Raw genomic sequence first — 26,852 nt, 5'->3', positions numbered from 1 at the left:
CAGCAATTAATCGCAACAAAACGACTTATTGTGTTCTCAATTGCTTGTTCCCGATGGAATTACATTGCTCTATCCTCTTCCCTACAATCTTATTAACACCCCAAATGGGCTGGGTTAAACCACTAAAATACTCGCGACACTGTCTTGTAATAGCGTCACTAGCTCGTCATCCATAAATTGATATTCGTCAGGAATATCCAATACTTGAACATTTTTATAGCGCAATAGATTGGCGTATTGTGCACGCAGCCGCGATTTATGTTTTTCTTCCATGACTAAAATAGTATCGGCCCACTCAATATCACTCGCATTTACGCTGCGACGTGCTCTTGGGCTTGTGCCTGCCGATCTCACGCTAATACCCGGATGATTTTTCCAGATACGCTCAGCGGTTGGACTGCGCCATTGGTTGCGACTACAGATGAATAACACATTAGTTGTCATGCAGAGCTCCTATATTAAACGGCACCCTTGGGCTGAACTGGTTTCCTTTAAAAGTATTTTTAGGATTACCGCGTTGTAGCGCCTGATGTTGCTGCCACCTTGCTTTATCACGAGCCATTTCCTCAGCATCTGCCTGCGCAGCCAATTTCTGTAGCAATAACGCCTTTGCAACGCGCTTATTGGCGTGCTGACTACGCTCACTCTCCACTCGCTCACTCAATCCTGATGCTATATGCGTCGCTCGTACCGCTGAGTCTGTGGTATTAACATGCTGCCCACCAGCTCCTGACGCGCGACAAGTTTGATAGCGAATATCGGATGCCATTGTGACTTCATCTATCTCGGCCATGCTGCCGCTAAAGAACCAATTTTTCCGTTTATGTTTGGCACGAAATGGGCTCTGGCACACCCACAACTGCGGGCCATGCCAATACTCGGCAAGCGCTTTTGCGTCACTCGAAAGCTGTAGCAATACGGATTTCATGCAGCCTTTGTGTTCATGCATTTCTTGCGCTAACACAGTACATTCTGCGCCTATTGCTTTAGCTTGTTTATCGACTAAGTTGAGCGCCAATGCAACGGCTTTCCCGCACTCTGCTGGGCCTTGACCGGCTGAAAGTTGCAACAAGATCATGACGAACAACTCCCATTAGTTTTAAATGTCAGCACCGGACGCAATATGGCGATCACTTCTATCAATTCAGCGTCAACCAAATCACTGACAATGGTTTCACACTTTTTATAAGCCTGCGGCGCTTCATCGTACAGCAACTCCTTATTGCCACAGATCACACGACTCCCCAATGCTGTGCGATAAAGGTCTTCGCGTTTATATTTGTGACTCAAGCGGCTTTGGCAGTCACCTCGCTTCCACTTTCGACCAGCACCATGAGCCAAAGAATATAAACTGGCAGTTAACGCAGGCGCATTGTTTACAGGTTGAACCAAATAGCTATAGTCTCCTCGTGAGCCGGGGATCACGACAGCACCTTTGTCACTTGGGGTCGCACCTTTACGGTGCAGCCAACCTGCGCGGCCATCAATAACTTTTGGGCACACGAGGTTGTGATTAACATCTAGCGTACATTCGCCATCGCTACGAATGGCTGCGAGAAATCTTTTTGCAATCAAAAAGCGGTTTAACTCAGCCCAGCGCACCGCTTCATCATGGCGTGCCAAATAGCGTGCGCTTTCACTCTCCGAGCCCGCTTCAGCCACTAAGCCATCATGATTAAAACGCGCAATATGGTCGACTAAAATGGCTTGCCCAAGCCCACGCGAGCCGGAGTGAACCAGCAGCTGTAAATACTTTTTATCAAGGCCAAGCGCAGTAAACGCGGCTTCATTGTAAACACGTTCCACCGCTTGAAACTCGGCGAAATGATTACCGCCGCCAATCGTACCCAGTGTACTTTCAAATAATCCAGCTGAAATATCACGATGTGTCATTTCAGCTTGAATCGTCTCTTGCCAACTGGCATCGAGCGGTTGCTCGATATCTTCTAGCCGTTTAGCAAACTTATCCAAATTAACTTTGGCAACCTTTGTGGTGGTCTGCCACAGCGCCATACCACAGCCAATATCGTTTCCGACTAACGCGGGATACAGCCTATCTAGGCTAAAAAATGCCGCGCCGATCGGATAACCACGTCCCGGGTGCAAGTCAGGCATACCAGCAACGCGATGCATACTGGCTAGTTCAGCGGTTTTTGTAAGTTGTTGGATCGCAGCGCCTTCAATCCAAGTGTCTTGAGATGCAAATAGACACACGCGATCAGAAATTTGTTGGACGGATCTGCCCATAGTTACCAATACCTTTCAATGAGGTTTAAAAATAATTGTGTATTGGCAGGTCTAGAATGGCTTAGTTATAGCAATCAAATGTTAGGTTACATAGGTAACATAAAATCGCTAAATACAGCTTTCGCAAGCTAGGAAATATTTATTCGCGCTCGCGAATTACAGAGAAAGACCTGCAAAGGATAAAGTTGTTTGTGTCATGTTTTTTCTCCTCTACAGTGAATGAATGGTTAGAATCGCGGCAAGTGTAAACAGTTTGGGAACACAATGCAACCTTGGATTGCCTGTGCGCTGAATGATAAGAATTGCAACTTGTGATATTAACCTAAACAAGGCAAGGATAGCAGCTAGATATTCAGCAACAAGCGCTTAATCACTTACTCCTGCGACTATTATCGATTAAGGAAAACAAATATGACGCAATTCTATTTTGGAGATTGGTACAACGAGGACACTCCAACTCGCCTCGACACCTTAAAACAAGCTTTATCTCAACAAGATAAGGCAAAGGTAGAAACCTTATCGGAAGCCCTGTTTGAAAGTTATTTGGATGTCACCGCAGCACTCACGAAAGCACAAGTCATTCAGTATGCCGACTTGATGGGTGATGAGTTAAGTGCGGTAGAGCTCGATATTTGTATGGGAGAATTAGTTGATCATCACCACCCAGATGATATCGAAACGGCCTGTCTTCATTGCCTCGAACTTGGCATTGATTTTCCATTCGCCGACTACTTTTTGATGGAAATGACGGCGAATCGCTCAGAGTTCGACATTGAGTTTTTTGAGCGCACCGTAGCCCCTTCTTTTGTGGAGCTGCGCAAAGCAGGCAAAATGTCTGTCACAGACTACTTTGCACTGATGTGCGAAATTATTTGTCGCCTTGATAAGTGTGAATATGGCGCGAATTGTTTAGAAAAGTTACTTAAAGACCCAGAACTCGATTTAAGTCAGTTAACCGAAAACGACTATACTGCGTGTTTAGATACCTGCCACTACGGCTACTTTCTCAAACCTGAACTGTTTCGCTTATTTGTGAAGAAAGCGAATGGTCGTCAAGTAACTGAATCCACAACAGAATGGCAAGAATCGGGGGAGTATTTTCTTATCACCTATCAATTTAAGTCCATTTTCGGTGAAGCCAATGCATATTGTGGCGGTTGGGAAGAATATAAAGACAGTTTTACCGATGCCTTTATCGAACTAAAGCGCAGTAACTTAGTTACTCAAGTAGAACAACAAGTTATCGATTGCTTAGAAAGAGATGGTCACCATGATCTTGCCCAAGCTTTTATCACTGCGTAGTCAAGCTAGCTAAATAGAAGTACTTAAAGCAATGGAAGGTGCGCACACTTTCCATTGCGAAATAGCAAAGCTTAGAAGCTTAGCATTTTTTTAACATGACAAACTTGAGGTAATACATTTTTTTGCACCTCAAATTGTACTCTGTCGCCTTCAGAGATTGTCGCTGCGATGTTCGTTACTCTTTCAAGAATAGTAGGATCGCTGTAGCTTACAGTGCCATTCATTACGCAGCGGAACTTACGTCCATTAGAGTCTTGAGCATTTACAGTTAAATGGTTTTCGCTCACATTCATAGAGAAAGTCCCTGCTTGGCTGTGGTTTAACACAACATCAGCAGTTTGGATGATCACACTACCATAATCTACTTCTGTGATTTTTACTTCAGCAGCAGAAGCCGACCCTGCAGATACACCTAGCGCTAAAACGGTTGCACCAAAAACTTTGTTCAATACTTTCATTGTATATTATTCCTTTATACATTTATTAAGTTCATTTATTAGAAAAGCCCTTGAAATTTAAGGCATTGCAAACCTAACACATAACAAATTCAAATAAAACAAAACAAGTTTAAATATTTTTTAACACGCCACGTAGTTAGTTTAAGATTCAATTTGAACAAGCACATGCAGACACCATTACCGCATTAATAGCCTAGGGCGCAGTATTCCCCGTTGCCGTGCGCGATACACTAGTTTTAGTGTCGAGAAATACGTAAACACCAACAGCTACCTTATTTTAGAAGCGCTTTTGATACGAATAATGAACAATTTTGTGCAATGCTAAGTCGAAACTGTCATAACCATGGTGAGCAGATAACTGTGGATGTCAGTGCTGCTCCTCTGTTGATACTCAGTGAATATGTTACCAAATACAGACAAAGACTGGCTGATATTAGTTGGTTTATGCGGGTACTCAACGAGGATATTGCCCGTAGAGCAAATAAAGAGGATGAGTGTACAGGCCGGTTCTGGGAAGGACGATTTAAATCTCAGCCCTTGCTGGACGAAGCAGCATTAGCTGCTTGTATGACATACGTTGACTTAAACCCTATTCGAGCTAAATTAGCCCCAACACCTGAAACCTCTGACTTTACCAGTATCAAAAAGCGTATCGACCATGCAAGGCAAGGGAAACAACCAAAAAGCCTATTACGGTTTGCGGGAAGCCCCAGAAAACATATGCCAAAAGGGCTGCCTTTTGAACTCAAGTTTTATATAGAATTAGTTGAGCTTACCGGTCAATGTATTCGCACCGACAAAAGCGGTGCCATCTTTGAGTCTCAACCTATTCTGTCTCGACTAAACATCGAACCTGATAACTGGATGAAGCTCACTACACAATTTTCTCGGGTTTTCCACGGCGCGGTGGGTCGAGAGCAAGTACTCACAGCTTATTGTGGAACCCTTAAAAAACGACGGCGCACAAATCTAGCAAATTGTGCACGTTTGCTGGCTTAACCAAATAACGCCTTTAGCGATACCCCCTCAAGCTGTGCAAATTACAGCGCCCTTGTCGTGCGTGATACACTAGTTTTAGTGTCGAAAAATGAGCAAACACCAACAACTACCTTATTTTAGAAGCGCTTTTGATACGAATAATGAACAACCTTGTACAAAGCTAAGTCGAAACTGCCATAACCATGGTAAGCAAATAGTAGTGGCTGTCAGTATTGTTTGCTGGACAGAAATCATTTTCGTTTTTCGGTTAAGCCAATGCAAATCGTATTAGGTTGTGTATGGATAGTGCAGCTTTGATGACAAATAATTATGGGTGTCTTTATAACCCCCTTTCTTTATAACCCCCTTTAAAGAGGATTCATCAAGAATTTGTCTCGATGGTGCGGTGGAAAATATGGCCCTATTCAGGCGCTTTGTAATGAATATGCTCAAGCAGTGTGAATGCGGCTTACCGAGTCAACGCAGCAAATTGAAAACAGCTGGCTGGAACGACAAATTTAGGGCACAGGTGTTCTTTGGCTTATAAGTAATCAAAGTATGCTCCGCCCCTGACATAGAAGCCACCCCACCGATTTCATCGATCTCTGTAAACAAACAAAATGTTGTTTATAAAGATCATGCTGATTTCAGAAAAGTAAGCCTTAGCAATGCTGTTGAAGCAAAACAGTTTGTAGCTTGGTTGCTTACCATGTAACTCGTAAATAAGCATACTCGTTGAACAGTTACGTGTCCTATAGATATTAGTCAAAAGACGCCAAACGCGCCTTTGTTTGTAAACATAAGATAATTAAGTAAACTCACTTTTTAGTTTTAAGTTTTTTATCAGTTGAATATCAACCCAATATTGTTTTCCTTCATAAACACGTTTGCCGCTTCCATTCACATGCCAATCACCTCGATTAAAGAAAAAATATTTTCCATCAGGTGATAATTGAGGGGAGCTTTCCTGTTTTTCTGTATTAATTGCTGTCCCCATATTTATAACCTTCGACCAAGTACCATCTTGCTCTTTAAAACTAATATAGAGATCAGATTGGCCAAAACCCTCTGCTCGTTGCACACTCCAAATCAAATATGACTCATCAGGCGCTATCATAGAACCAGCAATATACTCTCCTTGATTCATATCGTCTCTTAGCTTTATGGGCTCTTCATACTGCCCGTTGATAAGTCGAGAGTAATACAAAGCGCCAACAACACCTCGCTTTTTATATCCGGTAAAGTAATAAGTGCCACTTGCAGAAACCGATCGTCCATGAGCCATATGTTCTATGAACGCGCCTGGGCTTTTAGGCTCAGACCAACCACCCCCTTCGCGCTCTCGATACATTTTACCGATAAACATTTTGTTACCATCATAAGAAAACTGCGGCCAATGTAGATCTGTTTCTGACGCCTTTCCCCACTGATTATTTTCTTTATGGATAACAAAGAAACCTCGCTTTTTGTCTTCGCCTATCGCTTTGGTGAAGTAAAAAGACTGCATATCTGGCGTGAATGTACCGCTTTCAAACTCCCCGTTTGGTGAAACTATTTTAGGCTCAAAGATCTTCGGCACTAAACCCGGTGGCTGCTCACCAAAATACATACTTTCTTTTACATTGGTTTTATCTTCAGCATGATTCATAGAGCAACCGCTGAGATTTAAAAATAATAGGGTGAGTAAAGCTAAATTCGACTTCATGGTTTGTCCTTAATGGTGATTTAAGAACCACTGACATTAGCAGTTCAAATACAAAAAACCTGACGTCTTGATGAATTGTGCCTGATTGTTACTCATACTGTCTTTTTAAGTGCGTAGTACCACAAACTTACGATTTAAATAAATAGAAAAATATCTAGTAAGAAATTGTATTTAATAAATAAGTTTTCTGCTTTGGCTTTTAGAATGCAAACTTCAGAAACCCATAAGGGGAAATGAGTTATGAGATTTTTAAGACGGATTAATTTGAACCGTTATAAAAAAGGCGCTGAATGCGCCTTTAGTATCTTGATTTTGAGGGCATATAAGCCTGTAGAAGTTGAACAAGTAAACCAAAGACACCCACCACTAATTTGTGCCTTTTTTAAAAGTCGTCTACGCTCTAATTCTGCACTCAAAGGATTGAGGAAAACAAAGGATGGCTACTGCCCGTAAAAATCAAATCAGCTTAACCGACACCAAATACTACCACTGTATCTCCCGTTGCGTGAGGCGCGCGTTTTTATGCGGTGAAGATAAATTGACCGGAAAGTCCTATGAACATCGCCGTGATTGGGTTGAAGAAAAGCTCCTGATATTGGCAGCTGTTTTCTGTATCGACGTCTGTGCTTATGCGGTGATGAGTAACCACACTCACCTTGTTCTGCACGTTGATGATAAAAAGGCCAAGCGCTTATCAGATAAAGCCGTTGTAATACGCTGGCACAAGCTGTTTAAAGGTAATTGGGTAACTTGGAAGTTTATCGAGGAAGAGCCTCTAAGCGAGTCGGAGCAGTTGATACTCAGTGAATATACTTCCAAATACAGACAAAGACTGGCTGATATTAGTTGGTTTATGCGGGTACTCAACGAGGATATTGCCCGTAGAGCAAATAAAGAGGATGAGTGTACAGGCCGGTTCTGGGAAGGACGATTTAAATCTCAGCCCTTGCTGGACGAAGCAGCATTAGCTGCTTGTATGACATACGTTGACTTAAACCCTATTCGAGCTAAATTAGCCCCAACACCTGAAACCTCTGACTTTACCAGTATCAAAAAGCGTATCGACCATGCAAGGCAAGGGAAACAACCAAAAAGCCTATTACGGTTTGCGGGAAGCCCCAGAAAACATATGCCAAAAGGGCTGCCTTTTGAACTCAAGTTTTATATAGAATTAGTTGAGCTTACCGGTCAATGTATTCGCACCGACAAAAGCGGTGCCATCTTTGAGTCTCAACCTATTCTGTCTCGACTAAACATCGAACCTGATAACTGGATGAAGCTCACTACACAATTTTCTCGGGTTTTCCACGGCGCGGTGGGTCGAGAGCAAGTACTCACAGCTTATTGTGGAACCCTTAAAAAACGACGGCGCACAAATCTAGCAAATTGTGCACGTTTGCTGGCTTAACCAAATAACGCCTTTAGCGATAACCCCTCAAGCTGTGCAAATTACAGCGCGCTTCTCGTGCGTGATACACTAGTTTTAGTGTCGAAAAATGAGCAAACACCAACAGCTACCTTATTTTAGAAGCGCTTTTGATACGAATAATGAACAACCTTGCACAATGCTAAGTCGAAACAGCCATAACCATCGTGAGTAAATAATCGTGGGTGTCAGTGCTGCTGTGTTATCAGTGCTGCTGTGTTTTAGTTTGGATACAAGTTCATTTCGATGTGGCAAACGCAGGGCAACCTAGGAAGCGCCCTCTTGGACTGGTTTTGTCAGCCGAAGCATCTACGACGGTTTATCTTAATGGAGTAAATATCGGCCACAATGGCTCGCCAGCTGAGGAAGCAAAAAATGAAGTTGCCGGCCGCATGGATAAAAGCTTCTATTTACCCGATAGCCCCCTTATAAAACAACACAATACTCTAGTCATCGAGTTATCTTCGCATAACAGGCTATTACAGATTGATCCACCTATACAAAGGTTGCTTATCACCGATTATCAAACGCCCAAGGACTACCTTGCAAACCACTACCTACCAGTGTTTATCCCGTTTGGTATTTTAATTCTCGGTTTTATCTATTCATCTGTATTAGCCTTCCAAAGTAATAATACCAAACACAATCTATTCATCCCTATTGCATCGCTTTTCGCAGTTATCCAATTAATTGCTGAAGTATCGCGCGGATTGTTTGATTATAGTTACCCATACAATGGGATCAGGATGCTAACTATTCTTTGTTCAAGCTTAATAGTTTCATTCTTTTTATTGAGTTATGTATGTAAACGCTTTTTAACAAAAGGAAGAAAAACAGCCTTAACCGTTGGTTGCGTAACGACCCTCATATTTGTTTTGTTACTGGATCATTTGGAATCAAAAACACTTGTATCAGTACTGCTCCCAGTGGGAATAGGCACATTAATTACCGGATATGCTGCGATAAAGAAAGCCCGCAACGCGCTGCCACATAGTATTGCACTGTTTGCGTTTGTTCTATTGACTGCTAGTAGCCCAAACCAGTTTTTGGATATTTACTACTACTATTGCATTGCTTTGCTTTTCGTCTTCTTTTTTGCTCAACATGCTATCGATTATAAGAAAGAACAGGAAAAAAGCGGTTTGAGCAAGATCGGGCAGATCGATTACAGCGCATATTGGACGAACAGAAAGAACGGGAACAACCAACTAAAATAAAAATCAGCCATGCTGGAAAAACAGACTTTATATCTTGCGAAGAAATTTGTTTTTGTAAGGGGGCAAGAGATTATGTTGAGCTGGTTATTAATAATAGGGGAAGTGTATTGCACCACAACAGCTTGTCTGAACTCGAAAGTACACTTCCTGCCACTTTTTTACGGGTTCATCGCTCGTACATAGTGAATACCCTGTTCATAACATCATTATCCAGAAGCGCATCAGGAACTGGCATTTTACATTTATCAACAGGTGACGAAGTCCCTGTTAGTCGCAGGATCATGCCCAAAGTTCGCGATGCATTAGGTTAGACGGCTATCCAAATTAGACACTATTAGGCCCAAATGCCAGCATTGCAATTATTGTGTGACTTAGGAATATAGCCTCATCCTAAGCCACAGAAAACATGTGTGAGAGAGGAATAAAGTTTTATACTAATTACTACTCTCAAGTCCGAATCAAGCTACAACTGAATATTAAAGTATCATACTTGTTGTAACTCACTTCTGGACAAAAACAATTTGGAGCCAAAGGATATCTCTGTGCCACTTTGAGTTATTCGCTTATATATTTTGACCATTAAAAAAGCCAAAAAAATTGAAGTATGAACAATTTATCTAGAACAGCCGCTTAACTCATTTTTTCGAAAATATCTCTTGCAGCAACTCCATAACAAATTTATTATATAATAAATTTATTATGGAGTTGCTCATGAAAGTTCTCTTCTTATGCACAGAAAATTCGGCTAGATCCATTATGGCAGAAGCGTTATTACAACATCATGGTAAAGGTGAGTACGAGGTTTACAGCGCTGGTACTGAGCCAAATCATGTTGATAACCGCACATTGTCAGCTATTGAACACTTTGGATTACGTACTGATGGTTTACGCTCAAAACACCTTGATGAAGTTAACAATACCCATTTCGACTTTGTTATTACGCTGTGCGATAAAGCAGCAAAAGAATGCGATAGCCGAGTTGACGGCACCAATTGCCTTGCTTGGGATTTTCCAGAGCCTCGTTCTCGTAAAGATGCCAACCCGTTTGAAAAGACGCTACAAGAGTTAAACGAGCGGATCAAAATGTTTTTGCTGATACAAGAAAAGCAAAAACCTGCGCCTATAACACCTACTACTTTATACAAAGCTCTGGCTGATGATATTCGCTTGAAAACGCTTTTAATTATTGCTGTTGAAGGTGAAGCATGTGTCTGTGAGTTGATGGCTGCATTGGATGAAGAGAGCCAACCGAAAGTTTCTCGTCATCTAGCACAGCTTAGAAAAACAGGGATCTTATCTGACAGAAAACATCAGCAATGGGTGTTTTATTCAATCAATCCAACACTGCCAGCGTGGATGAAGCAAACTATCATTTCAACGGTAGTGAATGAACCTATTTTTATTGAACAAGAGCTAGCCAGATTAAATGCAATGGGTGATCGCCCTACGCGTGTGGCAAGTTGCTGTAATTAAGGAATATAACTATGGGGATTTTTGAACGTTATTTATCTGTGTGGGTTGCGATATCAATTGTTGCTGGTGTGGTTCTGGGGATTGTTTATCCACCTCTTTTTGAAGCGATTGCAAAGCTTGAAGTTGCCCATGTCAACGTGGTTGTTGCGGTCTTCATTTGGGTGATGATCTATCCAATGATGGTGCAAGTAGACTTTTCGACCATCAAGGAAGTTGGCAAGAATCCACAAGGCTTAGTATTAACTTTGGTGATCAACTGGCTTATAAAACCGTTCTCGATGGCTGCATTAGGTTGGTTGTTCTTTGAAGGATTATTTGCCGATTTTGTGTCACCAAAAACTGCTCAAGAATACATCGCTGGTATGATTTTACTTGGCGTAGCACCTTGTACTGCAATGGTGTTTGTCTGGTCGCAATTAACAAAAGGTGACGCAAACTATACCTTGGTTCAGGTATCTGTGAACGATATCATCATGATTTTTGCATTCGCTCCCATTGCAGGGTTATTGCTTGGTGTAACAGATATTCATGTGCCTTGGGGTACCTTGTTTATCTCGGTTATTTTGTATGTATTACTGCCTTTAATCGCGGGAATCCTGACCAGAAAACACTTAAACAGTTCAGGTCGCGATGAAGCAGCTATCACAAGTTTGCTAGAGAAGTTCAAACCGTTTTCTGTTATCGGGTTACTAGCAACAGTAGTGCTGCTATTTGGCTTTCAGGCAAACACCATCATTGAGCAACCTCTTAATATCTTGTTAATCGCTATTCCGCTAATTCTTCAAACCTATGGTATTTTCATTGTTGCTTATTTTATCGCGGTCAGACTCAAGCTTAAGCACAACATTGCTGCACCTGCTTGTTTGATTGGTACATCTAACTTCTTTGAATTGGCAGTCGCTGTGGCGATCTCCCTATTCGGGTTACATTCAGGCGCTGCATTGGCAACTGTGGTTGGGGTTCTGGTTGAAGTTCCCATCATGCTGTCTCTCGTAGCGATTGTGAACAGAACAAGACATTGGTTTAACGAATAACATAGAGGGTTCTTATGCAAACTCATCCTTGCGACAAACTGGCACTTGATAATGGCGCGAGCTTTATATTTACGCCTTGCCCCGGAACCAAGGACGTTGATTTAACAACATCGGTCACGCAGTTGAAAGATGCTGGAGCACAAGCGGTTGTGACGCTGATGTACAATGCAGAAATTAAAAAGAATGAAGCCGAAGACCTTCCAAAAGTGTGTGATGCACAAGGTGTTAAATGGTTTCAGCTTCCTATTTCTGATGAAGATGGCCCAAACGAGGACTTCGCTAAAGCTTATGCATCTCAAATTAATGACATCTTATCAATACTGCGCAATCAAGGCACTATAGCAGTGCATTGCAAAGGTGGCTCTGGGCGCACTGGCTTAGTGATTGGAATACTCATGTATGAACTAGGTTACGACAAGGCAGACATTATTAAACAAGTACAGAAAATGCGCCCTAAAGCGCTTTCACACCCAGTACAACTTTCTTTTTTCAATGAGTTTCAAAAAGTAGGAGCTTAAAACATGGCAATTAAAATTGGTATTAACGGTTTTGGCCGCATGGGTCGTTTAACACTTAGAGCTGCTTTTGGTTGGCAAGACATTGAGTTTGTGCAAATCAATGATCCTGCTGGCAACGCTGAGACTTTGGCACATTTGCTAAAGTACGATTCTGTGCATGGTACTTGGTCATATGATGTATCTCATGATGACAATAACGTGATAATTGATGGTCAAGCCATTCGTGTAACGCAAAATAAAGCGATTAATGATACGGATTGGTCTGAATGTGATTTGGTCATTGAAGCATCAGGTAAAATGAAGAAAACTGAGTTGTTAAAAGCCTACTTAGACCAAGGTGTAAAAAAAGTCGTTGTCACAGCACCAGTAAAAGAAGAAGGTGTGCTCAATGTAGTTATGGGGGTTAATGACCATCGATATGATATTGAACAACACTCAATCGTAACGGCAGCGTCTTGCACCACAAACTGCTTAGCACCAGTGGTGAAAGTGTTACAGGATAAAATCGGCATCAAACATGGCTCGATGACGACTATCCACGATATTACCAATACTCAAACCATTTTAGATGCTCCGCACAAAGATTTACGCAGAGCGCGTGCCTGTGGCATGAGCTTAATCCCAACCACTACAGGTTCAGCAACAGCTATTACTCATATTTTCCCAGAGTTGAAAGGTAAGCTGAATGGTCATGCAGTACGTGTACCACTAGCAAACGCGTCCATTACAGACTGTGTATTTGAAGTTGAGCGTCCAACAACGGCAGCTGAAATTAATGCTTGGATGAAAGAAGCGGCTGAAGGCGAATTGAAAGGCATTCTTGGCTATGAAGAAAAGCCTCTAGTATCTATCGATTATAAAACCGACCCACGTTCTAGCGTTGTTGATGCGTTATCAACAATGGTCGTTAACGGCACTCAGGTGAAGCTGTACACATGGTATGACAACGAGTGGGGCTATGCTAATAGAACAGCTGAGCTTGCTCGTAAAGTTGGTTTATCAATCAAAGGGTAATGTATCACTATGAAGCGCTTGGCATCATTATCAGACGATATTAAGCAATACCTTGTTGTCACAGGTAATTATTGGGCATTTACCTTAACTGATGGCGCACTACGCATGTTAGTAGTGCTTCATTTCCATGCGTTAGGTTATAGTCCGCTTAGCATTGCGATGTTGTTCTTGTTTTATGAAATCTTTGGCGTTGTCACTAATTTAGTTGGCGGCTTCTTAGGTGCTCGTTTAGGGTTAAATAAAACCATGAACATTGGTTTAGCCATTCAAATTATCACCTTGCTGATGTTAGCCGTTCCGGCTGAATGGTTAACAGTCGTATATGTAATGATTGCACAAGCGCTTTCAGGCATTGCCAAAGACTTAAACAAAATGAGCGCGAAAAGCTCAATTAAGATGTTGGTTGCCGCAGGGCAAGAAGGCACATTATTTAAATGGGTCGCGGTATTAACAGGCTCTAAGAATGCTCTGAAAGGCGTTGGCTTTTTCTTAGGCGGCTTACTGTTAACTTTGCTTTCATTCAAAGGCGCAATGTTATTAATGGCTGGTGTTCTGGCACTTGTCTGGTGTTACAGCCTTTATGCCTTGAAGAACGACTTGGGGAAAGCTAAGAACAAGCCTAAGTTCACCGATATTTTTTCAAAGAGTCGCTCTATCAATATCTTATCAGCTGCACGACTCTTCTTGTTCGGTGCGCGAGATGTCTGGTTTGTGGTTGCGCTACCTGTGTTCTTGTCACAAGCCTTTGAGTGGGATCATTGGTCGGTAGGCAGTTTCTTGGCGCTTTGGGTTATTGGTTACGGTATTGTGCAATCAATGGCACCGAAGCTAATCAACTTCAAAGACAACGTTTCTCCTTCAACAGAAACCGTAAAATGGGCAAGCTTGTTGGCACTGGTGACATTAGGCATTGCCTTATCACTATATTTTAGCTGGGAAGTTAAAATGTTACTCATAGCAGGTTTAATGGTGTTTGGCATACTGTTCGCTGTCAACTCGTCACTGCACAGTTATTTGATTGTTAGCATGGCAGATGCCGATGGCGTTTCGTTAGATGTTGGCTTTTACTACATGGCGAATGCAATGGGGCGATTGTTCGGTACAGTGCTGTCAGGCTGGGTCTTCCAGCTCTACGGGTTAGCAGCTTGTTTGGCAATTTCGTTTGCGTTTATTAGTTTAGCGGCACTTATTTCTGCTAAGTTACCAGATACTTCAAAGAAAACGTAAATTGTTTTGGGGCATTTTCGATTTAGGAATGGCAGCGTATCGACTATGATCGCTGCCATTTTAGGATGATACTTTATTGCTTGGTATGAGACTTTATTACTCTCCCACAACTGAGGCGCTTGCGCGCCTTTTCTTATTCTACCGTTACACTCTTTGCGAGATTTCTCGGTTGGTCAACATCGGTGCCTTTGATCACGGCTACGTAGTATGAAAGTAGCTGTAGTGGGATGGTGTAAACCACTGGGGCGATGATGTTTTCTACGTGATTGACGTTCATTACTCGCATGGTGTCGTCTGAGGCAAAGTTTGAGTCTTTGTCTGCAAATACATAGATGATACCGCCGCGTGCGCGCACTTCTTCAACGTTTGATTTGAGCTTTTCAAGCAGCTCGTTGTTTGGTGCAACGACGATGATAGGCATGTCTGCGTCGATAAGCGCGAGCGGGCCGTGTTTTAGCTCGCCTGCCGCATAAGCTTCGGCGTGGATGTAGGAGATTTCTTTAAGCTTAAGTGCACCTTCCATTGCGATTGGGTATTGTGAACCACGACCTAAGAACAATGAGTGATGTTTGTCGGCAAATTCTTCTGCAAGAAGCTCGATGCCATCGGCCATCGTTAGCGTTTCTTCAAGCTTGGTTGGCAGGGTTTTGATGGCGTTGACGATTGCGCTTTGATCACGGCCTTTTTCCTGCGCGATCGACGCAGTTAGCATCAATAAGCCAACTAATTGAGTTGTAAATGCTTTGGTTGATGCCACCCCAATTTCAGCGCCTGCTTTGGTCATAAAGGCAAGATCTGACTCACGTACTAGCGATGAGCCAGGTACATTACAGATGGTCATCGACGCCATATAGCCTTGCTCTTTGGCAAGACGCAGCGCTGCAAGTGTGTCTGCGGTTTCGCCCGATTGTGAAATGGTTACCAGTAGGCTGTTTTCGTGAACGAATGAGTCGCGGTAGCGAAACTCTGAGGCGATTTCAACGTTACAGCTTACGCCTGCAAATTGCTCCAGCCAGTAGCGCGCCACCATGCCTGAGTGGTAAGACGTACCACACGCGATGATCTGTACGTGTTTTACATCTTTAAAAATTTCGTTCGCTTTGTCGCCAAATGCATCGATACTAACGCGATCGTTATCTAAACGGCCTTCAAGTGTGTTACGTACAGCCATTGGCTGCTCGTAGATTTCTTTTAGCATGTAGTGGCGGTATTCGCCTTTGCCCGACGCATCTTGCGTGATGTTAGACTCAACCACTTCGCGCTCTACAGGATTGCCGTTAATGTCGAAGATTTCTACCGTTTCGCGAGTAATGCGTGCTACATCGCCTTCTTCTAGGAAGATAAAGCTGCGTGTTACTGGTAATAGTGCAAGCTGATCAGAGGCAATAAAGTTTTCACCAAGGCCAAGGCCGATCACCAGTGGGCTGCCTGAGCGTGTCACGATGATTTCATCTTGATTGGCTTTATCAAATAATACCGTACCGTATGCACCTTCGAGCTGTTTTACCGCTGCTTGCACGGCAGCGAGTAATGTAGTGTGTTGCTGTCTGAGTTGATGGATCAAGTGCACCATCACTTCGGTGTCGGTGTCAGATAAAAACTCGTAACCGTCTTCTTTTAATGCCGCGCGCAAACCTTCGTGGTTTTCAATAATGCCGTTGTGTACCAGCGCAATTTCGCTGTTAGAAATATGCGGGTGCGCGTTAGCCTCTGTTACGCCGCCGTGTGTTGCCCAGCGCGTATGCGCGATACCGGTAGTACCTTTTACTTCTGCATTTTCAAGCGCAGATTCTAGGTTTACCACTTTACCTACGGCTTTCACGCTGTTGAGTGCGCCGCCTTCGCAAAGTGCTACACCCGCAGAGTCATAACCACGATATTCAAGGCGTTTTAGGCCTTCGATAAGAATTTTGTTTACTGGACGCTCAGCAACAGCGCCTACGATTCCACACATAATCTCTCCATTATTTGCACGTTGTGTGTAGTTCAGCACAGATAAGTTGTATGCCACGCGCTTCGATCGCTTGGCGGAGGTCATCGGCCAAGTTGTTGTCGGTGATCAAAGTGGTGATCTGTGCCCAAGGTATTTCTAAATTCGGAATTTTACGGCCAATCTTGTCGGATTCGACCATCACAATCACTTCACGGGCTGACTTTGCCATCACACGGCTCAGCCCAATTAATTCGTTGAATGTGGTTGTGCCGCGCTCTACATCAATGCCATCGGCACCAATAAAAAGCTGATCAAAGTCATAGGATTGTAGTACTTGCTCTGCTACTTGCCCTTGAAAGGATTCTGAGTGCGGATCCCATGTCCCGCCGGTCATCAATAAGGTTGGCTCATTCTCCAGTGATAACAATCGATTAGCGATATTCATCGCATTGGTCATCACGACTAAGCCGCGCTTTTGTGCAAGCTCCGGAATTAGGGTTTCAGTGGTTCTGCCGCTATCGATAATGATGCGATTGTGATCTTTAATCAGCTCGGCGGCCGCTTTGGCAATGGCCGTTTTACGTACCGAGTCTTGCTCGTCTTTACCTGATGCGGTGATCTCTTTAGGAAGGGCTATCGCACCGCCATAGCGGCGTAGTAACAGGCCGCTTTTTTCTAGTGCCGTTAAATCCTTACGAATCGTAACTTCTGACGTTTCAAACTCAGCGGCGAGTGATTCTACGCTTACTTCACCGTATTCATTCACCCATGAAAGAATGGTATGTCTGCGCTGTTGAGTGTTTCGTTTAGTCATCAAATAAGTTTCGTTTCGAAATTTAAGGCGATTATAGTCGAAACTTCAAAACCTAAACAAGTTAAATTTTGCACTGAACAAATTTTAACTGGAAATATTATGAACATCAGGATACATTTCCGGATTGAGGTACTTAAAAGGATAATTAAATGAACAAAAACTTAATAACATCAATACTTTGTTGTTCACTATTACTAGCAGGATGCGGCGGTTCAGGCGGTGACACTACACCAGTCAATCAAGATAGCGGCAAAAATGGAAATAATGGCAACACGGATTCAAATAACGGCAGCACAGATTCAAATAACAGCAACACAGACTCAAATAACGATAATACAGATTCTGGAACGGATACCACGACTAAGCCAGTCGCTAAAATTCAGGCAAGTGCCTTTGGGGAGACTGGCAACGTCATTCAGCTTAGCACTACGGGAAGTACGATCCCTGAAAATGCCGAAATAACATGGCAGTGGCAAGCCAAACCCCAAGGCAGTAACGCTCAGTTTTCTAACCCCAACGCTAAGCAAACGCACTTTACCGCTGACGTTGCAGGTATTTACATTCTAGGGCTAACAATCAAGTCAGGTAGTAACGAATCGACAACACAGTTTGAGATCCGTATAAAAGAAAAAACTACACCAAGTGTGAACACACCTCCTGTCGCCGACTTCACACTCACCAAACAGGCAATTGCCATCAACGAGCATCTACAGTTAGATGCGAGCAACAGCTCAGACTCAGACGGCGATAATCTCAGTTATAAATGGCAAGTTACTGCACCTGCTAATGTTGATGAATACACATTGGTAAGCCCTAACAATAACGTTGCCTCTTTCGCCTCTAAATTTGCGGGTGAATACACCATTACTTTAACCGTTTATGATGGTAAATCGTCACATAGCAAATCAGAAAAAGTCATCGTTATAGATAACCAGCCAGCTCTTAAAGCGGTTATTTCTGCGCCTTCAGAGGTTACATTAAGCTCCATGACTTTTGTTGAGCTGAAAAGCGATGGTAGTCAGTATCAAGGCGCTGTAACACCGCTTTGGAGTTTTGACAGCAAACCGAGCGGCAGCCAAGCCGCAATGGCAACACCAAATGGATTTCTCACCTCGCTTCAATTAGATAAGGCAGGGCAATATAAAATCCGCTTTAGCCTTAAAGACAGACAGGGTCGTTTAAGTGAGGCAACCCATACCTTAACGGCCAAATTAGGCGAAGCAAACAAACCGCTTGTATTCGTCGACGTGCCAGAGTCAACCAAAATCAATGAAGCCATCGAGCTTAGTGCCAAGCGAAGTAGAGATACAAGCGGAAGAACACTCTCCTTTAGTTGGACGTTTGAGCCATTTGAAGCCGGTTTGACCTATTCCGTTACGAATGAAGATACCGATACGGTGATTTTTACGCCTCACGGAGAGGGAAGTTACCGTTATTTTGTGGAGGTAAGTAACGGTGAGCTAAGCCAAACCGCCAGTGGCGTGATAAAGAGCCACCCTGAAAATTATGGACCCACAGCGTCTATGAGTCCACAAATGTCTACAGCTACGGAAGGGGAAACCAAAGTCTTTGTGGTATCCGCAGAAGATAAAGACGGCGATCCGCTCACTTATCGTTGGTCACTTGAAACGAAGCCTGAGAATAGCACTGCAGTGGTCAATAATGCTGATAATCGCGCGTCTCTTACCTTCGATGAAGCTGGTAACTATGTGCTGAAATGCATCGTGTCTGATGGCAAGGTTGAACTAGTCGTCGCGGCATTCATCAAAGTAAGTGCTGTTCAAAATAGCGCTCCAGTAATTACGGCGCTGGACTATCAAGGAGTACTGAAAACAGATGCAGCGCTTTGGATAACTCCAACGGTTATGGATAGCGACAGCAATGCAGGCAATTTGACCTATTTTTGGAAGGTGGTTGCTCCATCAGGCGAAGTGATTGACAGTACCACAGCTCATGACTCGAACCTAAAATTCACTCCTATAGCATCAGGCGACTATCAGGTAAGTTTAAGTGTTGTAGATGAAAAGTCCGCTTCCGTTGCAACTAAAACGATAACACTTTCAGTAGAATAAGAGATCTCTACTCGTTGACTTTTAAGGCTTAAGCGCTCACTTGTGGGCGCTTAAGCCTTTTTGTTTAAACGGTTATGTCGGATGGAGCTAAGTGACGGATCTCCATATTGCTGATATGCGTTCCCGAAGAGTCCTCTGGACCAATTTCATCATAGGCGGACTCAACTCTGAGGTAGGCTTGAGTTGCGCCGAGTTCCGCCAGCTTTGTCTCGGCCTCTCGCAGCGAGTTAAACGGCGTTAGTTTACCTTCGGCATGCATTAAGATATGCAAGTTCCCATCACTATCTTGACCACCCGCAAGATAGTGATTTGAATCCGCGTAGCTAAGCACGATGGCATGGAGTTCTTTATTAGCGATTTTTTCTTTGAGTGTGGCAGCAAGCATAATGCTCTCCTCGTTTAACCGATTAATAATTAAACGGCACATGTGCGTGTTTGGTTCACCTTGATAGTCATGAATGTTTTGTCGCAAACCTGTTGTCGTGATAAATCACGACCTACCATCCATCACGTAGGTCGAGGTGTACCTCGATAGATTTAATCGAAGGACTTATCTTTAAAACTTATCTCTCAATTGCAAGGCATGCACATGAGCTGGAATAACCTGAGAAAAGGCAGGATATCAATCCCGTACGCAGAATACTTCATTACGTTTAACTGCCATAAACGCACGCTCTATTTTACGGATTATCGGCTGGCACGATTGTTTTGCCAATCTATCTCACATAATGAAAAAAGTTTGAGTGCCGCTGGCAAACATGGGTGTTATACCAGTTGTATTAAGTAAATGATCTATCTTGAAGCGGGGAAATAGCTTTAGTAGCAAGGCAAAAATTTTGCTATTTAGTTGTTCTAAATGAGAAATTTTTAACGAAGCTAATATGCTATTTCACCCTTCAAATTGATTAGAGAATTAATTCAATTGGTATTAATGCCTGATCACTTTCATGGCTTACTGACGCTTGGCAATACACAACTTGGTAAGATTGTTGGAGAATTAAAAGGCGGAACAGCTTAACTGCTAAACACAGAATTTGGCAAAGCGCGTATTACTATCATCAGCTCAGATCCACAGAAGATAGGCATACCATTGCCCAGCATATTGCTGTAAACCCACTAAGAACCAAGCTAGTAAGCCGCATTGGTGATTACCTTTATTGGAACTCACACTTTCTGTGATTGGCTAGTTAAAGGGTCTCTTCCCAACTCAGTTAACACGCTTAGATACACCGACAAGTTACCTTCCGCCATCACCTCAATGGCAAATTCACTGCACATTTTAGCGCGACCTTTACGGCCCATTTGCTCTCGTAAAATCGGGTCCTGCAATAAGCGATTAAGATCTTGAGTAAACTGAGCTTGATTACCAATCGGAGCAAGTAGTCCGGTTTCATTGTGCGCAACCGCTTCGGGAATGCCACCGGCAGCAAAGCCCACGACAGGCACGCCAGATGCACTACTTTGTAATAACGCTACGCCTAGCCCTTCCATCGATGCTGGATGTGCAACAATATCAACCGCCGGTAAAATACGCGCTACGTCTTGTCGAAATCCCACCAGCTGGACAATTTTTTGCAGCCCCAGCTCATCTATACGCGCTTGATACTGTTGCAGCTTTGGCCCTCGGCCAAACAGTAATACACGTAAATTAGGATGCTCAGCAATGAGTTGTTTGGCTGCACGCATGATCACATCCTGCCCTTTGCGCTCTATCAGTTGCGCAAAATTAGCCACAACCAAGGCATTTTGTGGTAGTTCAAACTCATCAAGCAGCCATTGCCGCTCCGCACTATTTGGTGCAAAGCGCTCGGTATCGACGGCACTGTGGACTAACTTTACTTGCTCAGAGGCAACACCTTGTGAGAGTAATACTTGGCGGATCCCCTCTGAGATAGCGATAACTTTATCGTAGGCTGGGTACTTTAATTTTGACCACCAGCGTGGCTCGGTGTTGTCGACTCGTCTCGATAAAATAACAGGAACATTAAGCAACTTAGCGGCAAGTAATCCCCAAGTATCAACCCCTCGACGGCTGTGAATATGAACACAATCAGGCCGATGATGGGCAATAGTCTTTCGTAAACGCAAACATTGCATGACATCGAGATCGCCTGCCATTTTCACAGGATCCACAACAACTTGCTTATCAACGGCTGCAATCATTTCACTATTAGGCGGGCAAACCAGTACGTTCTCAATGCCCTTTTGCTGTAACGCTTGAGTTAAATACACCACTTGTTGTGCGCCGCCATATAAGTGACGACCCGCTTCAATATGCAGAACTTTCATAGCACTTCTCCCAGTGCGCTCGACACTCTTTGTGGCGTGAGCCCCACCATACAATCAAAACGAGCCTCACAGGTTGGCCGGCGTTTGCATGGTGAGCAAGCAAGTTTATCGCTCAACACGCGACCATTTGGATTGAAGGTGTTTTCATACGGTAAGGTTGAACCAAACAATGCAATAACCGGGGTATGATGCGCCATCGCCATGTGAGTCAGTCCAGTATCAACGCCAATCACACCTTTTGCCCCCCGAATGATCTCGCTGCACTCAAGTAATGTCGTTTTCCCAGTTAGATTAATGATCCCTGGCATCTGTTTTTCTAAACGCTCGCTATGAGCGATATCACTTGGTCCACCCAATATAATAATATGCGCACAAATAGACTGATTTACTTGTTTATACAACTCACACCAATGCCCATCTACCCAGTGTTTCTGTGCTCTCGTTGTAAACGGACAAAACACCACATAAGGTTGACCTTGAGTATGCTCCAATAGCAGTGCTTTTGTGTGTTGTTGTGTCTCTTTCGAGGCAATGAGCGAGTATTGAAATGCCGTTTCTGGCGCACCAAAAAATTTCGCTGCAGCTCTGTATTCCGAGCTGATATCAGCAGACCAAGGCGAGGTCACTACCTTATTCATAAGCCACTGACTGCCCTCGCGACTATTGATCCCAACCTTATATTGAGCGCCACTTAGCCAAGCTAGCGCGCCACTTTTAAGGAGTCCTTGGGCGTCGAGCACTAAGTCAAATTGTCGACTAGCCAACTGCTTTTTAAAGCTATTAACTAGCTTAAGTAGCGCTATGATCCCCTGTGCTTTTCGCACTTTTTGCCACTCATTGCGAGGCCACAGGATCACCTCATCTAGCAATGGATTTTGTTGTAGCAAGGTCGCGCCAGCAGGCTCTGCTAACCAGCTCAGTTTTGCTTCTGGGTAACGTGTCTTTAGTGCAGAAATAAGACCTGACGCCATCACGATGTCACCAATGGCACTGAGTCGGACAATAAGGATATTGTTGTATTGCATTGTTATCTGATCACCATTGGATGTAATCGGGTACTATGAACTGGCCGTTGTGCCTGCTTTAACTGATATAAAACTTGCAATGTGGTTGTGTGTAGTGCGCCATTATGCTTTGCGATAGCAGCTTGCCCAGCCTGTATTTGTTGTACTGTTGCAGCACTATTTTGCCAAAAGCCGATGACTTCTTTAGCTATTTGCTGTGGTTCGTTACCCTCAACAAGTGCACCAGCTTGACTCAGCGGCGCACATATATCTTCACAATTTCGTCGACTACTTCCCATTACAACAGCAGCCCCTTGGACAATGGCTTCGGCAGGATTATGACCACCGAGCTTAACTAACGAGCCACCGATAAAGGCAACGTGGGCATCACGATAAAACGCAAATAGTTTGCCCATCGTATCGAGCAGATACACTTGCGTATTTGCCGTTAGTGTTGGCGCGTGCGAGTAACGCTGACAGCTCAGCCCGCTTGCTTGCAGCTGCTGCCATACCTCATCAAATCTTTCAGGATGACGCGGTGCGATAATTAGCTGAGCTGCTGGATTTTGCTGTAACAACTGTTTGTGCGCTGCGACCACCGCTATTTCTTCAGTGTCATGCGTGCTCCCCGCAATCCATGTCAACTGAGAGGGTTTTTGCGTTGGGTCGGCATGTTTAAGCTCTGGCCAATCGTACTTGATATTACCGCACATCATCAGTTTTTCTGGTGGTACACCCAACTCGCGAAAAGCTTGATAACTTAGCTCACTTTGCGGCAGAATTTTATGCACCTTGGACACCATAAAGGTAAAAAGACCTAACATGTTGGCATAACGATTTTTTGATCTGTCGGTCATGCGAGCATTTACCAGCATCACTCGACTGCCTTGGTTGCGCGACTGACGGATAAGATTAGGCCACCACTCCATCTCAACCGACATGGTCAATATCGGATTAAAATGCGTCAAGAACGCACCAACCGTCAATTGAAAGTCCAATGGCAAATAGGTGTGAGTGACTTGCTCCCCCCAGTTGTGCTCAATATAGTTGGAACCCGCTACTGTGGTACAAGTGAAAACAATGGGTAAATGAGGATGCTGTTTACGCAGCTCAGGAATAAGTTTAGCAATGGCGGCGCATTCTCCGACGGAGACGCCATGTAAATGAATACAGGCGGGTAAACGCTTACAATTATAGACACCTAAGCGCTGTAAAAAGTGCTTTTTATAACCCGGTTTACGTAGCCATTTTTTTAATAAGATCAGCGCAATCAAAGGTAAACACAACAACAGGATACTGTTATAAACACCAATCCAAAGTGAATTAGCTGATCTTCCACGAAGACGAGAGGTTGTCTTAACCTTAGCCATAGCTACACCTTGTTATTCAAGCCTGAATTAACCCCAGTGTAACTATGGTTTTTGACACTAAATTGACAGCGAGTCATACCAATTTGCTTTATTAAGTGGCCTATTTAAATATTAAGCCAAATTGCTATCAGCTACTCGTAGCGCAGCGCTGATGAGGGGCGCCGGCTTGCAACCTTGTAGGTAACGAGCACAACGGTAAGCCAAGTAAGCAAGATCACAAGTAGGCCTGCGATTCCATAAATCCATATAGATTGATTTATCCGCTCATTAAAGCGATTAAGCCACTCACCAACTAGCCAATACGTCAGTGGGACCGCAAGTACCATACTCAATGCAGATAACCACAAATACTCTTTAGCAACCAAGCTAATTAACCCAAGACGTGTAGCGCCTAACACTTTACGGATAGCTAATTCCTTTTCTTTACGCAAGGTAGTAAATGACGCTAACCCAAATGTTCCGAGTAAGGTCAGCAATATAGCTAAAGGACTAAAGATAGATAGCATGGTAAGCGTATAAAGTTCATTCTTGTGGGCCGCCAAGAACTCATCATTGAGAGACTGAACTTCTATATCACGACGATTGAGATGTGCAGCAAGGACTTGTTCAATTTCAGTGATCACGTTATCTGGATCAATGCCTTCAGCGATTTTTAATACCACATTTGCAGTTTCACCATCAACATGACCAAGCATCAATGAAGTAGGTTGTACTGCATTATTCACGGAACCAATTCTGATATCCTCAACTACGCCCACAACCTTGGCTGTCAACTTTCGCCTTGGTACGGTAACAGTGACGCCGATAACCTCATCAAGCTTCTCATATCCCGCTAAATGAGCCATTTTCTTGGTTATCAGGATAGCGACATGCGCTTCTCCATTTTGCTGTTCACGATACCAATCTCCAGTGTAATCGCGACTAAAGCCTCGCCCAGTAATCAGCTTTAACCCGAGTACATCAATCACGTCATAACCCGTATTGATTACTGCTAACATGCCGTCATAGGTTTCGCCATTTGGCCAAGTGTAATGCATCCCACCGTTAATGGCGGTTGCATAATTGGTATCGCTCAATGTCCAACCAGCCACACCTGAGATCTGGCCTAACTCATCAAGCAATGCGTTTCCTTGTTGCTGATAAATCAGCTCTGAGGGCAATTCTCGAATGATAATTCGCTGTGCTTTTTCGTAACCTACATCCAACTGTTTTACCAGCATCATTTGTTGATAGAGCATGCTGATAGCTGCTATCAGCCCTACGCCAATCGCACCTTGTAAGCATAAGGTTATTTTGCGGATCCTTGCTGATGAACGCCCTCGACTAAAATCGCCACTTAACACTTTTTTCGCGCCAAATGACGAGATAAATAAAGCTGGATATAGCCCAGAAAATAAACCAACCACAGTCAATGTAATTACAAGACCGAGCATAAATAGAGAGTTGTATACCAATGTCAGGGGCTGCGCGATTAACTGATTAAAGTGCGGCAATGCCAACTCAACGATTACAACCCCTAAAAACCCTGAAAACAGCACAATCAGTAACGATTCTGACAGGAATTGTGTGACGAGTTGCGACTTACTGGCACCTAGCGCTTTACGTATGCCGACTTCTTTAGCACGCTTTGCAGCACTGGCAATATTGAAGTTAATAAAATTAGCGCTGGCTATGATCACAAGTAAAGTACTCAGCACAACGCTCACTTGCAGTGCCAAATAAGACCCGCCTTGCTTCATCTCTACGGTGCCATTGGTGTGAAAATGCAACTGGGTCAACGGAATAAACTGAAACTGGATGTCTTTGAAGTTCGGGTTTTTAGCTCTTTTTTGCATCTCGCGCGTCATCTCTTGGGCTAACGCGTTGGGATCTGCTTCTGGCTGCAACTTTAAATACACATGACTACTAAAAGGACCGCGCTGTAATTTGGGTAAGTACATCAGCACATCAAAATCAAAGTGTGTATTTGCTTCTAAATCCGCAAAAACAGCAGCCACTTCATAGCTTCCCCCATCGTATTCAAGTTGCCTGCCGATAACATCTGTGTCGCCAAACAAGCGCTTTGATTCTGTCTGGCTAAGGGCGATAAGATTGGGCTGAGAAAGAGCCTGAGTTAAGTCTCCATGTAATACAGAGATATTCACAAACTCAGCCAAATTTGGCGTCGCAACATACGCCTTTTTGAACTTAAAGCGCTGATCTTTAACCTTCACGATATCCGCCATTGGTTCGCCACTATATTGTAACGATTCAATCCGACTAATAATCAACAGGTCCTTAATTTGACTGTGCTTTTGCATCAGCTGCGGCATTCTAGGGTCAATCGCACCGCGCACGCCCACACCCACAGAACGCAAATCTAAATGCACTCGGTAAACATGATTTGCATCAGGCTGATGTTTATCAACAATCAACTGACTTTGGGCAAATAAAGCCACGATAATTGCAGCAGCAATTCCAATGCTGAAACCGATGACATTGAGCAGTGTGTGTAGCTTTTGCTTTTTACTTACCCGAATTGCCGTACTCAAATATGAAGTGAGCATAGAAGATCCTTTTTAGTTATTTTTTATAAAGATATCCAGTACAAAGTCACTTGATTTTTCCACTCGCGATTGTGACTCACTTTTGAAATGACTGCTTGTAGCAGCATATTCACACCATTCAAAAGCAGAAATGGTCGTGCCGATATTAGTGATGAATACATCAAGAAATAAATGATGAAAGCGGCCTAAATTAGGCCGCAATTTCTTGAGTGATTACCAATTTAA

The 26,852-nt window shown here is 43.5% G+C and carries 21 protein-coding genes and 2 pseudogenes; 11 read left to right on the top strand and 12 right to left on the bottom strand.

Annotated elements, in window-relative coordinates:
* Positions 1 to 114: 114 nt before the first annotated feature.
* The 3 genes from ABMY45_RS13345 to ABMY45_RS13335 are packed head-to-tail and all read right to left on the bottom strand — an operon-like array spanning position 115 to position 2,247.
* Positions 115 to 444, bottom strand: a complete 330-nt coding sequence (locus ABMY45_RS13345; protein WP_174170192.1) for a phosphotyrosine protein phosphatase — start codon at positions 442 to 444, stop codon at positions 115 to 117.
* Entirely contained in the window at positions 434 to 1,078 is a 645-nt protein-coding gene (gene prfH / locus ABMY45_RS13340) for a peptide chain release factor H (RefSeq protein WP_349288991.1), read from the bottom strand. Before prfH ends, ABMY45_RS13345 begins: the two co-directional genes overlap by 11 nt.
* Positions 1,075 to 2,247 carry an RNA ligase RtcB family protein gene (locus ABMY45_RS13335; protein ID WP_349288990.1) on the bottom strand — a complete coding sequence of 391 codons (1,173 nt, stop codon included), beginning with the start codon at positions 2,245 to 2,247 and terminating at the stop codon, positions 1,075 to 1,077. The genes prfH and ABMY45_RS13335 overlap by 4 nt, the downstream gene beginning before the upstream one ends.
* Before the next feature lie 411 nt (positions 2,248 to 2,658).
* Between ABMY45_RS13335 and ABMY45_RS13330 the strand changes: the two genes are divergently transcribed.
* A complete protein-coding gene (locus ABMY45_RS13330) occupies positions 2,659 to 3,549 on the top strand; it encodes a hypothetical protein (RefSeq protein ID WP_227386693.1) in 891 nt (296 codons plus the stop codon).
* Positions 3,550 to 3,620: 71 nt separating this feature from the next.
* Here ABMY45_RS13330 and ABMY45_RS13325 read toward each other — a convergent pair whose 3' ends face one another.
* Complete coding sequence (locus ABMY45_RS13325) at positions 3,621 to 4,007, bottom strand: hypothetical protein (RefSeq protein ID WP_010606954.1); 387 nt, start codon at positions 4,005 to 4,007, stop codon at positions 3,621 to 3,623.
* Between the two features lie 408 nt (positions 4,008 to 4,415).
* Here ABMY45_RS13325 and ABMY45_RS13320 point away from each other — a divergent pair.
* Positions 4,416 to 5,006 (top strand): annotated as a pseudogene (locus ABMY45_RS13320) (transposase); the annotation flags it as partial.
* A gap of 346 nt (positions 5,007 to 5,352) precedes the next feature.
* Positions 5,353 to 5,532, top strand: a pseudogene (locus ABMY45_RS13315) (ISAs1 family transposase); the annotation flags it as partial.
* A 261-nt stretch (positions 5,533 to 5,793) separates the two neighbouring features.
* Here ABMY45_RS13315 and ABMY45_RS13310 read toward each other — a convergent pair.
* Positions 5,794 to 6,690, bottom strand: a complete 897-nt coding sequence (locus ABMY45_RS13310) for a PD40 domain-containing protein (RefSeq protein WP_010606956.1) — start codon at positions 6,688 to 6,690, stop codon at positions 5,794 to 5,796.
* 436 nt (positions 6,691 to 7,126) lie between these two features.
* On the opposite strand from ABMY45_RS13310, the gene ABMY45_RS13305 reads away from it, so the two are divergent.
* From ABMY45_RS13305 to arsJ, 7 genes are all read left to right on the top strand, one after another.
* A complete protein-coding gene (locus tag ABMY45_RS13305) occupies positions 7,127 to 8,098 on the top strand; it encodes a transposase (RefSeq protein WP_349288989.1) in 972 nt (323 codons plus the stop codon).
* 311 nt (positions 8,099 to 8,409) lie between these two features.
* On the top strand, positions 8,410 to 9,333 hold the full coding sequence (locus ABMY45_RS13300; RefSeq protein WP_349288988.1) for a hypothetical protein: 924 nt from the start codon (positions 8,410 to 8,412) through the stop codon (positions 9,331 to 9,333).
* A gap of 711 nt (positions 9,334 to 10,044) precedes the next feature.
* On the top strand, positions 10,045 to 10,806 hold the full coding sequence (locus ABMY45_RS13295; RefSeq protein WP_239422873.1) for a metalloregulator ArsR/SmtB family transcription factor: 762 nt from the start codon (positions 10,045 to 10,047) through the stop codon (positions 10,804 to 10,806).
* Between the two features lie 11 nt (positions 10,807 to 10,817).
* Entirely contained in the window at positions 10,818 to 11,840 is a 1,023-nt protein-coding gene (gene arsB / locus ABMY45_RS13290; protein ID WP_239422874.1) for an ACR3 family arsenite efflux transporter, read from the top strand.
* Between the two features lie 14 nt (positions 11,841 to 11,854).
* Positions 11,855 to 12,358, top strand: a complete 504-nt coding sequence (locus ABMY45_RS13285) for a dual specificity protein phosphatase family protein (RefSeq protein ID WP_239422875.1) — start codon at positions 11,855 to 11,857, stop codon at positions 12,356 to 12,358.
* A gap of 3 nt (positions 12,359 to 12,361) precedes the next feature.
* Positions 12,362 to 13,372 (top strand): ArsJ-associated glyceraldehyde-3-phosphate dehydrogenase, encoded by a 1,011-nt coding sequence (locus tag ABMY45_RS13280; protein ID WP_349288987.1) that lies wholly within the window; start codon positions 12,362 to 12,364, stop codon positions 13,370 to 13,372.
* A gap of 9 nt (positions 13,373 to 13,381) precedes the next feature.
* Positions 13,382 to 14,599: an organoarsenical effux MFS transporter ArsJ gene (arsJ, locus tag ABMY45_RS13275; RefSeq protein WP_349288986.1), complete on the top strand. Its 1,218-nt coding sequence runs from the start codon at positions 13,382 to 13,384 to the stop codon at positions 14,597 to 14,599.
* Between the two features lie 133 nt (positions 14,600 to 14,732).
* Here the strand turns inward: arsJ and glmS are convergent, their stop codons facing one another.
* Together glmS and ABMY45_RS13265 are read right to left on the bottom strand one after the other, a co-directional pair.
* Entirely contained in the window at positions 14,733 to 16,553 is a 1,821-nt protein-coding gene (gene glmS / locus ABMY45_RS13270) for a glutamine--fructose-6-phosphate transaminase (isomerizing) (protein ID WP_349288985.1), read from the bottom strand.
* Positions 16,554 to 16,563: 10 nt separating this feature from the next.
* On the bottom strand, positions 16,564 to 17,346 hold the full coding sequence (locus ABMY45_RS13265) for a DeoR family transcriptional regulator (RefSeq protein ID WP_010377680.1): 783 nt from the start codon (positions 17,344 to 17,346) through the stop codon (positions 16,564 to 16,566).
* A 149-nt stretch (positions 17,347 to 17,495) separates the two neighbouring features.
* Between ABMY45_RS13265 and ABMY45_RS13260 the strand changes: the two genes are divergently transcribed.
* Positions 17,496 to 19,418 (top strand): PKD domain-containing protein, encoded by a 1,923-nt coding sequence (locus ABMY45_RS13260; protein ID WP_349288984.1) that lies wholly within the window; start codon positions 17,496 to 17,498, stop codon positions 19,416 to 19,418.
* A gap of 64 nt (positions 19,419 to 19,482) precedes the next feature.
* Here the strand turns inward: ABMY45_RS13260 and ABMY45_RS13255 are convergent, their stop codons facing one another.
* The 5 genes from ABMY45_RS13255 to ABMY45_RS13235 all read right to left on the bottom strand — a co-directional run bounded on the left by ABMY45_RS13255 (position 19,483) and on the right by ABMY45_RS13235 (position 26,627).
* Positions 19,483 to 19,803 carry a DUF6482 family protein gene (locus ABMY45_RS13255; protein WP_010606962.1) on the bottom strand — a complete coding sequence of 107 codons (321 nt, stop codon included), beginning with the start codon at positions 19,801 to 19,803 and terminating at the stop codon, positions 19,483 to 19,485.
* 779 nt (positions 19,804 to 20,582) lie between these two features.
* Positions 20,583 to 21,707 (bottom strand): glycosyltransferase, encoded by a 1,125-nt coding sequence (locus ABMY45_RS13250; protein WP_349288983.1) that lies wholly within the window; start codon positions 21,705 to 21,707, stop codon positions 20,583 to 20,585.
* The gene (locus ABMY45_RS13245) at positions 21,704 to 22,732 is read right to left on the bottom strand and encodes a glycosyltransferase family 9 protein (RefSeq protein WP_349288982.1); all 1,029 of its coding nucleotides are present in this window, start codon (positions 22,730 to 22,732) and stop codon (positions 21,704 to 21,706) included. The genes ABMY45_RS13250 and ABMY45_RS13245 overlap by 4 nt, the downstream gene beginning before the upstream one ends.
* Before the next feature lie 2 nt (positions 22,733 to 22,734).
* Entirely contained in the window at positions 22,735 to 24,081 is a 1,347-nt protein-coding gene (locus ABMY45_RS13240) for a 3-deoxy-D-manno-octulosonic acid transferase (protein ID WP_349288981.1), read from the bottom strand.
* 131 nt (positions 24,082 to 24,212) lie between these two features.
* Positions 24,213 to 26,627: an FtsX-like permease family protein gene (locus tag ABMY45_RS13235; RefSeq protein ID WP_349288980.1), complete on the bottom strand. Its 2,415-nt coding sequence runs from the start codon at positions 26,625 to 26,627 to the stop codon at positions 24,213 to 24,215.
* Positions 26,628 to 26,852 lie beyond the last annotated feature (225 nt).

This window comes from Pseudoalteromonas sp. XMcav11-Q (genome assembly GCF_040104525.1).
Classification (GTDB): domain Bacteria; phylum Pseudomonadota; class Gammaproteobacteria; order Enterobacterales; family Alteromonadaceae; genus Pseudoalteromonas.
Note: the sequence above shows the minus strand (reverse complement) of the source record. Positions and strands in the feature narration are given on the sequence as shown.

Coding starts and splice junctions, on each gene's coding strand:
- ABMY45_RS13280 (WP_349288987.1), top strand. CDS start 12,362: ATGGCAATTAAAATTGGTATTAACGGTTTTGGCCGCATGGGTCGTTTA.
- ABMY45_RS13325 (WP_010606954.1), bottom strand. CDS start 4,007: ATGAAAGTATTGAACAAAGTTTTTGGTGCAACCGTTTTAGCGCTAGGT.
- ABMY45_RS13235 (WP_349288980.1), bottom strand. CDS start 26,627: ATGCTCACTTCATATTTGAGTACGGCAATTCGGGTAAGTAAAAAGCAA.
- arsJ (WP_349288986.1), top strand. CDS start 13,382: ATGAAGCGCTTGGCATCATTATCAGACGATATTAAGCAATACCTTGTT.
- ABMY45_RS13250 (WP_349288983.1), bottom strand. CDS start 21,707: ATGAAAGTTCTGCATATTGAAGCGGGTCGTCACTTATATGGCGGCGCA.
- ABMY45_RS13285 (WP_239422875.1), top strand. CDS start 11,855: ATGCAAACTCATCCTTGCGACAAACTGGCACTTGATAATGGCGCGAGC.
- ABMY45_RS13345 (WP_174170192.1), bottom strand. CDS start 444: ATGACAACTAATGTGTTATTCATCTGTAGTCGCAACCAATGGCGCAGT.
- ABMY45_RS13310 (WP_010606956.1), bottom strand. CDS start 6,690: ATGAAGTCGAATTTAGCTTTACTCACCCTATTATTTTTAAATCTCAGC.
- prfH (WP_349288991.1), bottom strand. CDS start 1,078: ATGATCTTGTTGCAACTTTCAGCCGGTCAAGGCCCAGCAGAGTGCGGG.
- ABMY45_RS13330 (WP_227386693.1), top strand. CDS start 2,659: ATGACGCAATTCTATTTTGGAGATTGGTACAACGAGGACACTCCAACT.
- ABMY45_RS13255 (WP_010606962.1), bottom strand. CDS start 19,803: ATGCTTGCTGCCACACTCAAAGAAAAAATCGCTAATAAAGAACTCCAT.
- glmS (WP_349288985.1), bottom strand. CDS start 16,553: ATGTGTGGAATCGTAGGCGCTGTTGCTGAGCGTCCAGTAAACAAAATT.
- arsB (WP_239422874.1), top strand. CDS start 10,818: ATGGGGATTTTTGAACGTTATTTATCTGTGTGGGTTGCGATATCAATT.
- ABMY45_RS13245 (WP_349288982.1), bottom strand. CDS start 22,732: ATGCAATACAACAATATCCTTATTGTCCGACTCAGTGCCATTGGTGAC.
- ABMY45_RS13260 (WP_349288984.1), top strand. CDS start 17,496: ATGAACAAAAACTTAATAACATCAATACTTTGTTGTTCACTATTACTA.
- ABMY45_RS13305 (WP_349288989.1), top strand. CDS start 7,127: ATGGCTACTGCCCGTAAAAATCAAATCAGCTTAACCGACACCAAATAC.
- ABMY45_RS13295 (WP_239422873.1), top strand. CDS start 10,045: ATGAAAGTTCTCTTCTTATGCACAGAAAATTCGGCTAGATCCATTATG.
- ABMY45_RS13240 (WP_349288981.1), bottom strand. CDS start 24,081: ATGGCTAAGGTTAAGACAACCTCTCGTCTTCGTGGAAGATCAGCTAAT.
- ABMY45_RS13335 (WP_349288990.1), bottom strand. CDS start 2,247: ATGGGCAGATCCGTCCAACAAATTTCTGATCGCGTGTGTCTATTTGCA.
- ABMY45_RS13265 (WP_010377680.1), bottom strand. CDS start 17,346: ATGACTAAACGAAACACTCAACAGCGCAGACATACCATTCTTTCATGG.